This is a genomic window from Pseudonocardia phyllosphaerae (assembly GCF_046546475.1).
Lineage (GTDB): Bacteria > Actinomycetota > Actinomycetes > Mycobacteriales > Pseudonocardiaceae > Pseudonocardia > Pseudonocardia phyllosphaerae.
On sequence record NZ_JBKGXS010000008.1, the window covers coordinates 247926 to 261697 of the forward strand.

A 13772-nucleotide genomic window follows, 5' to 3' on the forward strand; every position below is an offset into this window, starting at 1 on the left:
CTAGCGCAGGTCAGTGGCGTGCGCCACGTTCGTGACAGGGTCATGGCGGGAACGTGTCGCGCGCGTCAGATGATCAGTTCGCTGACCGTGTAGATGACGAGCCCGGCCAGCGCGCCGACGACGGTGCCGTTGACCCGGATCCACTGCAGGTCCCGGCCGACCTGCAGCTCGATCTTGCGCGAGGTCTCCTCGGCGTCCCACCGCGCGACCGTCTCGGTGATCAGCGTGGTGATCTCGTGCCGGTAGTGGCGCACCACGTAGCCGGCGGCGTCGGCGAGCCAGCCGTCGAGCTTGGCGCGCAGCTCGGCGTCGTCCTGCAGGCGCAGGCCGAAGGCCACGATCTCGTCGCGCACGCGCAGCCGCAGCTCGTTCGAGGGGTCGTCGGCGGCGTCGAGGATCATGCCCTTGACCACGGTCCAGGCCCGCCCGATGAAGTGCTGCACCTCGGGGTGCTCGATGATCTGGCGCTTGACCTGCTCGGCGCGGTCGATCGTCGTCGGGTCGTGCTGGAGGTCCTGGGCGAACTCGGCGAGATAGCGGTCGACGGCGAACCGCATCGGGTGCTGCGGGTCGGTCTTGACGCCCCACGCGTAGCCGCGGATCTCGTCGAAGAGCTTGTCGGCCACCATCTCGTCGACGAAGCGGGGAGTCCAGGACGGGGCCCGCTCGTGGACGACGCGCAGCACCATCTCCTGGTTGTCGGCGACCCAGTCGTACGCGCGGTCGCAGACGAGGTCGACCAGCCGGCGGTGGGCGCCGTCGGCGAGGACGCCTTCCAGCGCCTTGCCCAGCGGCGGCCCGGCCGGGATCTCCAGCAGCTTGCGCACGGCGACGGACTCGATGACGTTCTGGACGTCCTCGTCGCGCAGCACGCCGACCACGGCGCGGGCCGCGGTGACCAGCTCGGTGGTGATCCGGTCGGCGTTCTCCTGCCGGCCGATCCAGCGCCCGACGGCGGCACTGACGCCGACCCGGTCCAGCTTGTCGCGGACCACGGTCTCGGACAGGAAGTTCTCCCCGACGAAGTCGCCGAGACTGTCGCCGATCATGTCCTTCTTGCGCGGGATGATCGCGGTGTGCGGGATCGGCAGCCGCAACGGGTGCCGGAACAACGCGGTGACGGCGAACCAGTCGGCGAGCGCGCCGACCATGCCGGCCTCGGCGGAGGCACGGACGTAGCCGGCCCAGCCCTGCCCCCGGACCTCCTCGAGATACTTCGCGACGATGAACACGACCGTCGCGAACAGCAGGAACCCGGTGGCGACGGCCTTCATGCGGCGCAGGTCGCGCCGCTTCTGCTCGTCACCGGGGCCGAAGCCGCCGAGCGGGACGGACGGGACCGACGAGGGGGCCCGGTGCCGGGCGGTCGTCGGCGCGGTCGTGGCGGAACCGGCGGCCGGGCCGGACGGGCCCGGGCGCTCCGGTGCGCGGGAGGTGTGCACCTCCCCATAGTGCCCGCCCTGCAACGGGCGGGTCGGGCACGGGCCGGGTCCGGGGGTGTTCCCGCCGGACCCGGCCGTGGTCAGGGGCGGTCAGCGCCGCAGTGCGCGGGCGCCGAAGTCGGCGAGCCCGAGGGAGCGACCGGCCTGCTCGGCGCCGCCCGCGGCGCCCTTTCCGGTGGAACCGACGGCCTCGGCGGCCCGGTGCTCGACGGCCTCGCGCACGGCCTCGACCACGACGGCGGCGTCCGGGATCCGGTAACCGATCCGGGCCGGCGAGACCCGCCACTGGACCCACCCGTCGGGGCGCGAGGACGGCGGCGCGACGACGCCGATGCCATCGGTGTGCAGCACGACGTCGGCGTGCAGGCTGAGCTCGGCGGGCAGCGCGTGCCGCGGCGTCATCGGGAACCAGAAGGTCCCCTCCGGCGTCGCCGCCACGGGGACGACCTCGCCGGCGTCGCGCAGCGTGCGGCAGACGCGGCGGCCGACCGCCTCCGGGACCTCGACGACGTCGAGGGCCTCTCCGGTCGAGAGGAGGACCTCGGCACCCGGTCCCGGTACGAGCGGCCAGCCGTGGTCGACGTACTCACGCGCAGCCGCCCGCAGCTCCGCGCCGTAGACGGCTCGGTAGCTGTCCCACCAGGACATCGGTCCCCACTTTCTTCCGGTTCGCTCTCGTGCGTGCACCAGGGACTCGCTCGTCCCCTGTGAAGTGCAACACCAGGATCCGGGACGAGGTGGTGGATTCGCGAGGGGGACGCGCCGAGGACACGTGACCGCGAGACGAACGGGACGGGCGTACCGCACGACGTGCGACTCACCGCTCGTCCGCCGGTGACCGGCGGGCGAGAGGCCGGGAGGCTCCGGCGGGCGGTGGCAACCTCCCGTGTGCCCACGCGTCACCGGTCGTCGTGCCGTTCACCGGGCCGGATCCGGGATCCCTGGGCGGCGCCGGCGCGGGCCGGTCGCGGTGGTGCCGGTCTGCCCGGAAAGACGAACGGCGCCGGCATCCACGAGGGATGCCGGCGCCGGACGCACAGCTCGCGGGGTCATGCCCCGCGGAAGATCAGATGACGCGGACCGAGTCGGCCTGCGGACCCTTCTTGCCCTGGCTGCTCTCGAAGTCGACGCGCTGGTTCTCCTCCAGCGTGCGGAAGCCGTTGGCCTCGATGGCGGAGTAGTGGACGAAGACGTCCGGTCCCTGGTCGTCGGTGGCGATGAAGCCGAAGCCCTTCTCGGCGTTGAACCACTTGACGGTGCCCTGCGGCATAGCTCAGTCCTTCTCAATCATGCGGTCCCGGCCCTCACGGCGAGGGCCGGAGGTCGCGCGGGCAGCGCCGATTCGCGCTCGAGAGCGCCGACGAAGCCCACCGTCACAACTTCACACGGACGCTTCACGGCGATCGGGGAAGAACGACTGCAACCGGCGCGGACGCTATCACGCGCTCCGTGACCGTCCCAGCGCCCGCAGGGGCTGCGACGCTCGGTGACCACCTCCGCCCCGGCCGTCCCGGATGCAACAGGCGTCGCAGCTCGACCACGGGTCGTGACAACGACGGCCGATTCGATCCACATCCGGTCACCGGCTCCACCGACGGGTGACGACGACCCCAGCTCTACGCCTACGGGTGAGCGCCGACGCCGCCGTCGTCCCTCCGGCGAGTGGCGAGCGGGCCGCACCTCCCCCGCCGGCCCGTCCGGCCACCCGTCCGAGGTCATCCGTCGGGGTGGTGACACGTCTCGTGATCCGCGGTGCGTGACCGGTGTGACGCCAGTGATCGCCGCAGCCACGATCGGGTAACTGGTGCGTCACCGCAGGTCACCGCAAGCTCTCCGCCGTCAGCCACACCGGCTCCCGCCCCGCTGAACTGGAGAGATCGTGCGATCCCGAGTCACCACGTCCTTCGCCCTGACCCTCATGATCGGCACCCTCGGTGTCTGCGGCGCCGGCGTGGCCGGCGCGGCCGAACCCGTGCGGACGCCGACCGCTCTGGATTCCCCCACCGACCCGTCCGGCGGTCCGCTCGACCGGCTCTTCGACAGCCTGCTCGGGGGTGGCGCCTCGAGCGCCGACCTCGCGCCGGCGAAGGGCGCCGCGACCGACGAGCCGGCTGCTCCGTCGGCGCCGGCCGCTCCGGCTGCTCCGTCGGCTCAGGCTCCGGGGAAGCCGGCGCCTGCTCCGGTTCCGGCTGCTCCTACTGCTCCGGCTGCGCCGGCCGCACCTGCGGCGCCGGCTGGGCCCGCCCCCGCCGCGCCGGCCGCGCCCAAGGCACCGGCTGCACCGTCTCCTGCGACTCCTGCAGCGCCGAAGGCTCCGGCCGCACCGGCTCCCGCGCCTGCCGCGCCTGCCGCGCCTGCCGCGCCTGCTGCGCCCGCTGCGCCCGCTGCGCCTGCTGCGCCCGCTGCGCCCGCTGCGCCTGCTGCGCCTGCTGCGCCTGCTGCGCCTGCTGCGCCGAAGGCTCCGACCGCCCCCGCGGCCCCCGCAGCACCTGCGGCCCCGGCTGCTGCTCCGCAGGCGGCTCCGGCGCAGGAGTCCACGCCTGCTCAGACCACTCCGGTCTCCCCCGGCCACCCGGCAGGCCCCGCCGCGCCCGCTGCCCCGGCCACACCGGCCCACCCGGCACACCCCGCCGGTCCGGCCGACCCGGCCGCACCGGCCCCGGCCGTCACTCCGGCGCAGCCGAAGGCTGCCGCACCGGCCCCGGCGCCCGCTCCCGCCGCCCCCGCCGCACCGGCTCCGGCCGCTCCAGCCGCTCCGGCTGCTCCGGCTGCTCCGGCTGCTCCGGCTGCTCCGGCGCAGGGGGCCCCTGCTGCCCCTGCCCCGGCTCCCGCCGCCCCCGCTCCGGCCGCACCGGCAGCGCCGGCTGCACCGGCTCCCACTGCTCCCACTGCGCCCACTGCGCCCGCTGCGCCGAAGCCGGCCACCCCCACCGCTCCGGCCGCACCCGCGACGCCGGCTGCTCCGGCGAGCCCCACCGCACCGGCGGCGCCCGCCACGCCCGCCGGTCAGGAGCAGGCGACCACGCCGGCCGGTTCCACCACTCCGGCCGAGACGGCCGCGCCGAAGAAGTCGGAGAAGGCGGAGAAGAAGGCAGCTCCGAAGCACTACATGAAGCCGAGCCTCTGGGAGCGGCTGTTCGGCACCACCCGCTGACGCCCGTCGGCACGACGTCCGCAGCGGCGTCCCGCAACGCGCGGGGCGCCGCTCCGGCACGTCACCCCCGCGTGCACGGCTCACCACCGCAGAACGCTCACCCGTTCCGGCGGCCGCTCACCTGATCACGTGCGCGTTCGCGGAACCGGTGAGCGTCTCCGACGTCGCCGCCCGCGACCGGTCAGGCCGGCGAGCCCCAGCCGTCCTCCAGGGACCGGAACACCCGGTCCAGCAGGTCCGGCAGCTGGGCCGAGTCGTCGGCGAGCCACCGTTCGTACGCGGCCAGGCACACGCCCAGGCAGGCGTGCCCGACGGTCTGCGGCACCAGCTCCGACGCCGGCTCACCCCGCCGTTCGGCCACGTGGTCGGCGACGACCTGCCGCCAGGCGGCGTAGCGCAACGTCGAATGTGCTTGCAGCGCAGGCGTCTGCAGGATCAGCCGCAGCCGTCGCCGGTGCCACGGCTGCTCCGCGGGCTCGACCCGGTTGAACTCCAGCACCGCACGCCGGATCCCCTCGATCAGCGGGACGTCCCGCGGCTGCGCGTCGAGCACCGCGCGCATCGAGGTGAGCTGGTCGTCGAAGGCTCCCCAGGCGACGTCGTTCTTCGAGGCGTAGTAGCGGAAGAAGGTCCGCCGCCCGATCCCGGCGGCGTGCGCGATGTCGTCGACGGTGGTCTGCTCGAAGCCCTGCTCGCTGAACATCTCCAGCGCGATGTGTTCCAGCTCGGAGCGGGAGGTCGCGGGCCGTCGCCCGGCACGCCGTCCCCCGGGTCCGCCGCTGCGGGTTCCCGTGTCGTTCTCGGCCGTCGCCGACATCCGGTCCGTGCCTTCCGGCCGCCGTCCTCCGCCCCGTCGCGTGGCCGTGGCGTCCCGGGTGGCCGTGCGGGGCGCCTGCCTCCGAGCATCCCACGTCCTTGCCGGAGCGGCCGCGAACGGCAGGTCCGAACGGGGGAACCGACCCACCCGCCGTCGTCGTGCCGGCGCCGCTCGGCGGACAGGGGCTCCCGAACTGTCGGTGGTCCAGGGCACACTCACGCAGACACCGGGCCGGACCGTCCGACCCGCAGCGTCCCGGGCTCGCGGCGCCGTCGCCGCAGCCCCGAGGGGGACCCATGAGCGCACCGGCCCGCACCGGCTCCGGCCTCGACGACGACCGACCGCTCGACCTGCAGATCGAGGACCACCGCCGCGAGCTGACCGGGTACTGCTACCGGATGCTCGGCTCCGCGTTCGAGGCGGAGGACGCGGTGCAGGACACCATGATCCGCGCGTGGAAGGGCGTCGCGAAGTTCGACGGCCGGTCCTCGCTGCGGTCGTGGCTGTACCGGATCGCCACCAACGTCTGCATCGACGCGCTCAACGGGCGCAAGCGCCGCGCCGTCCCGATGGACGTCGGCGGTCCCGGCGCGCCCGTCGCGGAGTCGCTGCGCGAACCGCTGCCCGACGCCGAGTGGCTCGAGCCGATGCCCGACGCGCGGATCGCGACCCCGGCCGGCGACCCCGCGGACAAGGCGGTCGCGAAGGAGACGATCCGGCTCGCGTTCGTCGCGGCGCTGCAGCACCTGCCCGCCCGTCAGCGCGCCGTACTGATCCTGCGCGAGGTGCTGTGCTGGAAGGCCGCCGAGGTCGCCGAGCTGCTCGGCACGTCGGTGGCCTCGGTGAACAGTGCCCTGCAGCGGGCGCGCGCGACGCTGCAGGAACAGGGCGTCTCCGAGGCCGCGCCGCAGACCGCGCCGACGATGGACGAGGCGCACACCGCGCTGCTGATGCGCTACATGGCCGCGTTCGAGGCGTTCGACATGGCCGCGCTGACCGAGCTGCTCCACGAGGACGTCGAGCAGAACATGCCCCCGCTGGAACTGTGGTTCCGCGGCCGCGAGGACGTCATCGCGTGGATGGACACCGGGCCGGGGCAGAGCTGCCGGGGGTCGCGCGTCGCACCGATCGAGATCAACGGCACCGTCGGCTACGCCCAGTGGAAGCCGACCGGCCCCGACGGCGAGTTCGAGGCCTGGGGAGTCACGGCGCTGCGGATCGAGGACGGTGCGGTCACCGGGCTGAGCATCTTCCTCAACACCGACCTGTTCGCGCTGTTCGGGCTGCCGCTGAAGCTCGCCGACGCGCCGGAGCTGTGGGAGCCGAAGGCGGCGTGAGCCGGGAGCCGGACCTCTCGGCCTGGCCGGGTCTCCGGATCACGGGGCCGCTCCGAGGCGGCCACCGGAGCGCAGTGTGGGAGGCCTGCGACGGCACTCGGCGGCTGGTCGTGCATCGCAGCGGCCGGACGCCGGAGGCCCTGGACTGGGAGCTCGCCCTGACTGCGGAGCTGAACGACGCGGGTTTCCGGGTGCCCGTCACCGTCCCGACAGCCGACGGCGCCAAGCGTGCCGGGACGATAGTCGTCCGCACGTGGTTGGACGGCGATCCGCCGGGTCCCGGTGATCACGCAGCCGTCGCCGCGGAGCTCCGACGGCTGCATCGCTACACGGCGAATCGTGCGCAGCGGCCCGGCTTCGTCGGCACGGTCGAGCTGGCATCCGGGGCGGTCCGCGGCGGTGACGTCGATCTGTCCGGCCTGTCGGCGGACATCGTCGGACGATTCCGTGCTGCGTGGTCGGCCCTGCACGGTCCAGTGGCGGTCGTGCACGGCGATCCCGGCCCAGCGAACGTGCGTGTCCTCGCAGGGAGGCCCGGCTTCCTCGACTGGGACGAGTCCCGGGTCGATCGCGCTGTCCTCGATCTCGACGACTGGGAGCCGGAAGATCGGACCGTCCGCTCCGCACTCCTGGCCTGGGAGGCCGTCGCCTGCCGGCGCGCCGAACCCGACTACGCCGCCGAGAGGTTGGCAGAGTTCCTTCGGTCCACCGAGGGCGAACCCGCTCCGCCACCGGCGTAATCGCAGCTCACGACCGACTCGGAGGCCTAGCGTCGGCGACGTACCTGCCTCTCCAGGAGCGGAGCCACCGATGCCCGTACCCGCGTTCGACCCGGGATCGCTCGCCGACCAGCTGCTCGGCCGGCGGATCGTGCTGCTCGCCCGCGAGCTCGACGACGACGTCGCCGCCGAGACCTGCTCGCGCCTGCTGCTGCTCGCCGCCGAGGATCCGCACCGCCCGGTCACGCTGCAGATCCTGTCCCCCGGCGGCTCGCCGGTGGCCGCGATGACCGTGCACGACACGATGCGCACGCTCGGCCCGGACGTCGCGACCGTCGCGGCGGGATCACTCGCCGGACCGGTGCCGTTCCTGGTCGCGGCGGGCACGCCCGGGAGGCGGACGGCGCTGCCGCACGCGATGGCGCTGCCGACGGGCGACGGCCCGGTCTCCGGCTCACATCCCGGTGACGTGCGCGTGCGTGCCGAGCACCTGACGACGCGGCGGACCGAGATCGAGGAGCTGACCAATCGCTACTGCGGCGCCCCGCTGCCCGGCGACGCCCGCGAGCGCTGGCTGTCGGCGCAGGACATGCTGCGGTACGGGATCGTCGACGAGATCCGTGGCTCGGCACAGCGGATGACCGGCCGAGCGGATAGCTAGGCTCTCCGTGTGCGCGTCTCCGAGCTCTCCCGCGTCTCCGGCGTCCCGGTGGCCACGATCAAGTACTACCTGCGCGAGGGGCTGCTGCCACGCGGGGAGACGACGTCGCCGAACCAGGCCCGCTACGACGAGACCCACGTCCGCCGGCTGCAGCTGATCCGCGCGCTGGTCGAGGTCGGCTCGATGCCGGTCGCGGTGATCAAGGAGGTCCTCGACGCCATCGACGATCCCGATGTCGGGCTGCACGAGGTGCTCGGAGCGGCGGTCTACCCGGTCTCCGGCGGCCGTATGGACTGTGACGCCGAGGTCCCCGAGATCGACGGGGCCGCGGAGCTCGACGCGCTGATCGCCGAACGCGGCTGGCACGTCCATCCGGGCGCACCCGCCCGGGCGACCGCGGCCGAGGTACTGGTCAGGATGCGGGAACTCGGCCTCGATCCCGAGGGCACGCTCGTGCGGGCCTGGGCCGACGCCGCCGAGCGGGCCGCGGCGGGTGACCTCGCCGCCGTCGAACGTGCCGGTGGCCGCGAGCGGGCTGCCGAGGTGGCGCTGCTCGGCACGGTCATCGGCGACACGATGCTCGGCGCGCTGCGCCGGCTCGCACAGGAGAGTCGCTCCGCGGAGCTCTACGGCTCCTGACCGGGCAGCACGACCGTCGCGCAGACGGCACGGTGGTCGGTTTCCGGCACGTCGTGCACGGCGTAGTGCCTGGTCACCGCACCGCGCGGCACCAGGACGTGATCGATCCGGATCCCGGCCCAGCGAGGCAGCGACGCCGGATAGGTCGCGTCCGCGCGGGTCACGACGCCGGTGCAGCCACCGAGCGCCTCCCGCATCAGGCGGTGGTCGAGGGTGGCGTTCAGGTCCCCGACGACGATCGGTGCGCACCGCGAGCGCGTCCACCCGGCGATCAGCCGCAGGTCCCGCGCCCAGGCCCGGGCCCGCGCCCGGCCCATCGGCGCGGTGGTGTGCACGGCGTACAGCGAGCGCCGTCCGAGGATCCCGCCGGTCGCGACCAGGTGCGGGATCCGCATCCCCCGTTCGGCGTGCACCTGCACGTCACCGGCCCGCGGCGAGGCCAGGAGGACGACCCCGCCGCCGTCGCGGGCGCCGGGCCGGATCGAGGACCAGCCGCGGTAACCGAGCCCGTCGAGCAGCGGCAGGATCTTGTCGCGGAAGTCGACGCCGGCCTCGGGCAACACCACCAGGTCCGGCTGCTCGGCGGCGACGAGCGCGGCCAGCGCCCCTGTGTCGGCCCGCCCGAGCAGCACGTTCGCGCCGAGGATCGTGATCTCCGGGCCGTCGGCGTCGGCCTCGGGTCCGTGCCGGTCCCCCAGGCTCCGGCCCGCGGTCCCGGCCACCGCCCCCGCCCGGCGCACCCCGAACGTCGCCGCGGCACCGGCCGCACCGGCCATCCCGAGCGCGACGGCGGACGGCCGCGCCGCCCGGAACGGGGCCAGCGCCACAGCGCCGGCGAGCGCGGCGACGCTCGCGTGCGGGCGCCAGGCCGTGACGTCGACGAGTGGGAACCGGTGGTCGACGCGCAGCAGGTCGGGCAGGAGCGCGGCGGCGGCACCGGCCCCGAGCAGGCCCGGGAGCACGGCGCGGCGCGGGATCGAGCTCATACCGGTCCAACGGCTGCATCGATCACGGGGTTCCGTGGCGGACGCCGCACCGCACCGATCGCGGGACCCGGCCGGGTTATGGTGATCACCGATGGCGATGGAGCTCGCCGACAACCGCACCGCGACGGTGCTGATGGCTCCTGCCCGACGATTCGACGTCCGTGGGTAGGTGCTGCGCATGTCCGCTCGATCCCGATCCGGCCCTCCGGGAACCGCCGCGACCGTGGGTGCGGTCGCCGTCGGCGGTGTGCTGGGGGCGGAGGCCCGCTACCTGCTGGGTGTGGCGTTCCCGGCCGCGCACGGCGACTGGCCGTGGACCACGTTCTGGATCAACGTCACCGGCTGCCTGCTGATCGGACTGCTCTACACGACCCTCGGTGAGCTGCGGAAACCGCACTGGAGCCTGCGCCCGCTGCTCGGCGTCGGCGTGCTCGGCGGCTACACCACCTTCTCCACCTGGGCGGTCGATACCGTGCAGCTCACCGACGCCGGCCGCTGGGGTGCGGCGCTCGCGCACGCCCTGGTCACACCGGTCGTCGCGATCCTGGCGTGCGCGGCCGGGGTGATCGTGGCCCGGCTGCTCGGCGGTCGCCCGGTGCGGGGAGGTACGGCGTGAACGCGTGGACGATCCTGCTGGTCGGTGTGGGTGCGGCGGTCGGAGCGCCGGTCCGCTACCTGGCCGACGCGGCGGCGAAGCGCCGGCTCGGCACCGCGTTCCCCGTCGGGACGTTCGCGGTCAACGTGGCCGGCTCGCTGCTCCTCGGCGGGCTGACCGCGGCGACGGCGGTGTTGCCCGCGGGGCTCGCGGCGCTGCTGGGCACCGGGTTCTGCGGTGCGCTGACGACCTACAGCACCTTCTCCTACGAGCTGGTGTCGCTGACCGAGCGGCGGGTCACCGGGACCGCGGTCGCGTACCTGGTGGCGAGTGTGGTCGTCGGGGTGCTGGCCGCGGCCGTGGGATGGGTGTTGGTACGCGGATTGGTGTGAAACGCAGAAACGGCGCCGCCCGAGGGCGACGCCGTGTGAGTTGCGAGGAGAGGTGGCCAGGGGCGGGGTCGAACCGCCGACCTTCCGCTTTTCAGGCGGACGCTCGTACCAACTGAGCTACCTGGCCCCGGCCTCCGGAGACATCCGGAGAGTGGAGCGACCCAGACGGGACTCGAACCCGCGACCTTCGCCGTGACAGGGCGACGCGCTAACCAACTGCGCCACTGGGCCTTGCTCTCGCGCAGACCATCCTAGGGGATGCTCTCCGCGGTACCCCCAACGGGATTCGAACCCGCGCTGCCGCCTTGAAAGGGCGGAGTCCTAGGCCGCTAGACGATGGGGGCTGGGACCGGCCCGAGGGCCCGACCTTCCCTCAACGGCTGTCCGTTGGGAGTGGGGAAACCATACGACACCCGGTGGGAGCACCGCGCAGCCACCCCCCACTTCCGGGCGTACGGGCTGCTCAGAGCCCGTACGAACCCCACGGGCACCTCATCGGGCGACGGGCGGGGGCTGCTCCGGGTTCGACGAGACGAGCCCGAGCATGTCGAGCAGCTCGCGCAGATCGTCGGAGCTCTCGGCGTTCTCGGCGACGACCAGCCGGGCCTTCCGGACCTGCTCGTCGGACACGCGGAACGCGTCCGTGGCGTTGCGAGGGGCCGGAATCGACCCCGCCTCCTCGTCGATGCCGCGCTTCGCCCCGATGGTCATGACGCCTCCCCGTTGGCCGTCGGACGACCCGCCGCGGTGCCGGGGTCGCCGGTACCAGCACGTGTTGTTGCTGTGACCGAGACGTTACCCATCGTGCGGGGCAGGTGCATGCCCCTTCCCGGGTGACCCGGGGCCCGCACGCCGATCACCGAATGCGCCCGCGCACCACCCGGATGCCCGGAACAACCTGGGGATCCGCGTCGTCGCGTGGCCGCGGACGCGTCGCGAGGCAGTCGCGAGGCACTGCGGAACGTCGGTCCCGCCTTCTAGTCTCGTCCCCCACACACGGACGGCCGAACGAGTCGTCCCGGCGCGAAGGAGGGCCGTTCCCGGTGACGAGCTACGAGGAGATCTTCCGGTCGAGCGTCGAGGACCGGGAGGGTTTCTGGCTGCAGGCGAGCGAGGCGCTCGACTGGTACACCCCGCCCACCACCGCGCTCGACGACGCGAACCCGCCGTTCTACAAGTGGTTCCCCGACGGCGAGCTGAACGTCGCGTACAACGCCCTGGACCGCCACGTCGACGCCGGCAACGGCGACCGCACCGCACTGGTCTACGACTCGCCGGTCACCGGCACCCGTCGCACCTACAGCTATGCCGAGCTGCGCGACGAGGTCGCCGCCTTCGCCGGTGTACTGCGTGACCTGGGCGTGGAGTACGGCGATCGCGTCGTGATCTACATGCCGATGATCCCCGAGGCGGCGGTCGCGATGCTGGCCTGCGCCCGCCTCGGCGCGATCCACTCGGTCGTCTTCGGCGGGTTCGCGGCCAAGGAGCTGGCGGTCCGGATCGACGACGCCGAGCCGAAGGTCGTGGTCTCGGCGTCCTGCGGGATCGAGGGCACCCGGGTCATCGAGTACAAGCCGTTGCTGGACAAGGCGATCGAGCTGTCGTCGAGCACGCCGTCGGCGACGGTGATCCTGCAGCGCGAGCAGGCCACGGCCGAGCTGGGCGCGATCGACCACGACTGGGCCGAGCTCACGGCGGCCGCGACGCCGGCCGATCCGGTCGCGGTGAAGTCCACCGACCCGCTCTACGTGCTCTACACCTCGGGCACCACCGGCAAGCCCAAGGGCGTGGTGCGCGACTCCGGCGGCTACGCGACCGCGCTGGCCTGGTCGATGCCCAACATCTACGACGTCGGCCCCGGCGAGACGATCTTCACCGCGTCCGACGTGGGTTGGGTCGTCGGGCACTCCTACATCGTCTACGCGCCGCTGCTGGCCGGGGCGACGACCGTGCTCTACGAGGGCAAGCCGGTCGGCACCCCGGACGCCGGGCAGTTCTGGCGGGTGGTGCAGGAGAACCGGGTGAAGTCGCTGTTCACCGCGCCGACGGCGTTCCGGGCGATCAAGAAGGAGGACCCGGACGGGGAGTTCCTGAAGCAGTACGACGTGTCGTCTCTGCAGTACCTGTTCCTCGCCGGCGAGCGCCTGGACCCGGAGACCTACCGGTGGGCCGCGGACCTGCTGGGCATCCCGGTGATCGACCACTGGTGGCAGACCGAGACCGGCTGGGCGATCGCGGCGAACCCGGCAGGTATCGAGCTGCTGGAGATCAAGCCCGGTTCGCCCACCCGGCCGATGCCCGGCTGGGACGTGCAGATCCTCGACGAGACCGGCGCGCCCGCCGAGCCGGGCACCGACGGCGCGATCGTCGCGAAGCTGCCACTGCCGCCCGGCGCGTTCCCCACGCTGTGGAACGACGAGGACCGGTACGTGAACTCCTACATGAAGGCGTTCGACGGCTACTACCTCACCGGCGACGGCGGCCACCTCGACTCCGACGGCTACGTCTTCGTCATGGGCCGCACCGACGACGTGATCAACGTGGCCGGGCACCGGCTGTCCACCGGCGGGATGGAGGAGGTCCTCGCCTCGCACCCGGACGTCGCCGAGTGCGCGGTGATCGGCGTCGCGGACACCATGAAGGGCCAGGTCCCGCGCGGGTTCGTCGTGCTCAAGTCCGGTGTCGACGGCGATGCCGAGGGCTACGAGGAGAAACTGCGCGGCGAGCTGGTGCAGCTGGTCCGCGAGCAGATCGGCGCCGTCGCCTCGCTCAAGGACGTCGCCGTCGTCCCGGCCCTGCCGAAGACGCGCTCCGGCAAGATCCTCCGCAAGACGATGCGCGGGATCGCCGACGGCGCCGACGAGCCCGTCCCCTCCACCATCGACGACGCGTCCGTGCTCGACACCCTCCGCCCGGTCCTGCGCAAGGAGTGACAGGCATCGCCCGGACGGAGCCCTTTCGAGGCGCAACTGCTCCGGACGGTTACTCCGGTCGGTGACAACCCGCCCGTCTCCCGGGTGGTCCGCGCCG

Annotated in this window: 13 protein-coding genes, 3 tRNA genes and 1 riboswitch; of the genes, 7 read left to right on the forward strand and 9 right to left on the reverse strand. The window is 73.4% G+C overall.

Going from position 1 to position 13772, the window contains the following annotated elements; all coding sequences use genetic code 11:
- Positions 1-65 precede the first annotated feature (65 nt).
- The 4 genes from ACLE50_RS17795 to mftR form a co-directional block, all read right to left on the reverse strand.
- Entirely contained in the window at positions 66-1442 is a 1377-nt protein-coding gene (locus tag ACLE50_RS17795) for a DUF445 domain-containing protein (RefSeq protein ID WP_410944693.1), read from the reverse strand.
- A gap of 90 nt (positions 1443-1532) precedes the next feature.
- On the reverse strand, positions 1533-2090 hold the full coding sequence (locus ACLE50_RS17800; protein WP_410944694.1) for a bifunctional DNA primase/polymerase: 558 nt from the start codon (positions 2088-2090) through the stop codon (positions 1533-1535).
- 418 nt (positions 2091-2508) lie between these two features.
- Positions 2509-2712 (reverse strand): cold-shock protein, encoded by a 204-nt coding sequence (locus ACLE50_RS17805; protein WP_410944695.1) that lies wholly within the window; start codon positions 2710-2712, stop codon positions 2509-2511.
- Between the two features lie 2065 nt (positions 2713-4777).
- Positions 4778-5413, reverse strand: a complete 636-nt coding sequence (mftR, locus tag ACLE50_RS17810) for a mycofactocin system transcriptional regulator (protein WP_410944696.1) — start codon at positions 5411-5413, stop codon at positions 4778-4780.
- A gap of 296 nt (positions 5414-5709) precedes the next feature.
- Between mftR and ACLE50_RS17815 the strand changes: the two genes are divergently transcribed.
- The 4 genes from ACLE50_RS17815 to ACLE50_RS17830 all read left to right on the forward strand — a co-directional run bounded on the left by ACLE50_RS17815 (position 5710) and on the right by ACLE50_RS17830 (position 8769).
- Complete coding sequence (locus ACLE50_RS17815) at positions 5710-6750, forward strand: sigma-70 family RNA polymerase sigma factor (RefSeq protein ID WP_410944697.1); 1041 nt, start codon at positions 5710-5712, stop codon at positions 6748-6750.
- Between the two features lie 191 nt (positions 6751-6941).
- Positions 6942-7490, forward strand: coding sequence for an aminoglycoside phosphotransferase/kinase family protein (locus tag ACLE50_RS17820; protein WP_410944698.1), 549 nt, complete (start codon positions 6942-6944; stop codon positions 7488-7490).
- 70 nt (positions 7491-7560) lie between these two features.
- Positions 7561-8130, forward strand: a complete 570-nt coding sequence (locus ACLE50_RS17825) for an ATP-dependent Clp protease proteolytic subunit (protein WP_410944699.1) — start codon at positions 7561-7563, stop codon at positions 8128-8130.
- A 9-nt stretch (positions 8131-8139) separates the two neighbouring features.
- A complete protein-coding gene (locus ACLE50_RS17830; protein WP_410944700.1) occupies positions 8140-8769 on the forward strand; it encodes a MerR family transcriptional regulator in 630 nt (209 codons plus the stop codon).
- Here ACLE50_RS17830 and ACLE50_RS17835 read toward each other — a convergent pair.
- Entirely contained in the window at positions 8757-9755 is a 999-nt protein-coding gene (locus ACLE50_RS17835; protein ID WP_410944701.1) for an endonuclease/exonuclease/phosphatase family protein, read from the reverse strand. The two genes, ACLE50_RS17830 and ACLE50_RS17835, sit on opposite strands and share 13 nt — an antisense overlap.
- 84 nt (positions 9756-9839) lie before the next feature.
- Positions 9840-9905: riboswitch (Fluoride riboswitch) on the forward strand.
- A 28-nt stretch (positions 9906-9933) separates the two neighbouring features.
- On the opposite strand from ACLE50_RS17835, the gene crcB (ACLE50_RS17840) reads away from it, so the two are divergent.
- Positions 9934-10371, forward strand: coding sequence for a fluoride efflux transporter CrcB (gene crcB, locus ACLE50_RS17840; protein WP_410944702.1), 438 nt, complete (start codon positions 9934-9936; stop codon positions 10369-10371).
- Complete coding sequence (crcB, locus tag ACLE50_RS17845; protein ID WP_410944703.1) at positions 10368-10742, forward strand: fluoride efflux transporter CrcB; 375 nt, start codon at positions 10368-10370, stop codon at positions 10740-10742. The genes crcB (ACLE50_RS17840) and crcB (ACLE50_RS17845) overlap by 4 nt, the downstream gene beginning before the upstream one ends.
- Before the next feature lie 53 nt (positions 10743-10795).
- Here crcB (ACLE50_RS17845) and ACLE50_RS17850 read toward each other — a convergent pair.
- From ACLE50_RS17850 to ACLE50_RS17865, 4 genes are all read right to left on the reverse strand, one after another.
- A tRNA-Phe gene (locus ACLE50_RS17850) sits at positions 10796-10869 on the reverse strand.
- Between the two features lie 30 nt (positions 10870-10899).
- Positions 10900-10973 (reverse strand) — tRNA-Asp (locus tag ACLE50_RS17855).
- Positions 10974-11013: 40 nt separating this feature from the next.
- Positions 11014-11086 (reverse strand) — tRNA-Glu (locus ACLE50_RS17860).
- A gap of 148 nt (positions 11087-11234) precedes the next feature.
- Positions 11235-11453: a hypothetical protein gene (locus ACLE50_RS17865; RefSeq protein WP_410944704.1), complete on the reverse strand. Its 219-nt coding sequence runs from the start codon at positions 11451-11453 to the stop codon at positions 11235-11237.
- Between the two features lie 332 nt (positions 11454-11785).
- Between ACLE50_RS17865 and ACLE50_RS17870 the strand changes: the two genes are divergently transcribed.
- Positions 11786-13675: a propionyl-CoA synthetase gene (locus ACLE50_RS17870; protein ID WP_410944705.1), complete on the forward strand. Its 1890-nt coding sequence runs from the start codon at positions 11786-11788 to the stop codon at positions 13673-13675.
- Positions 13676-13772 lie beyond the last annotated feature (97 nt).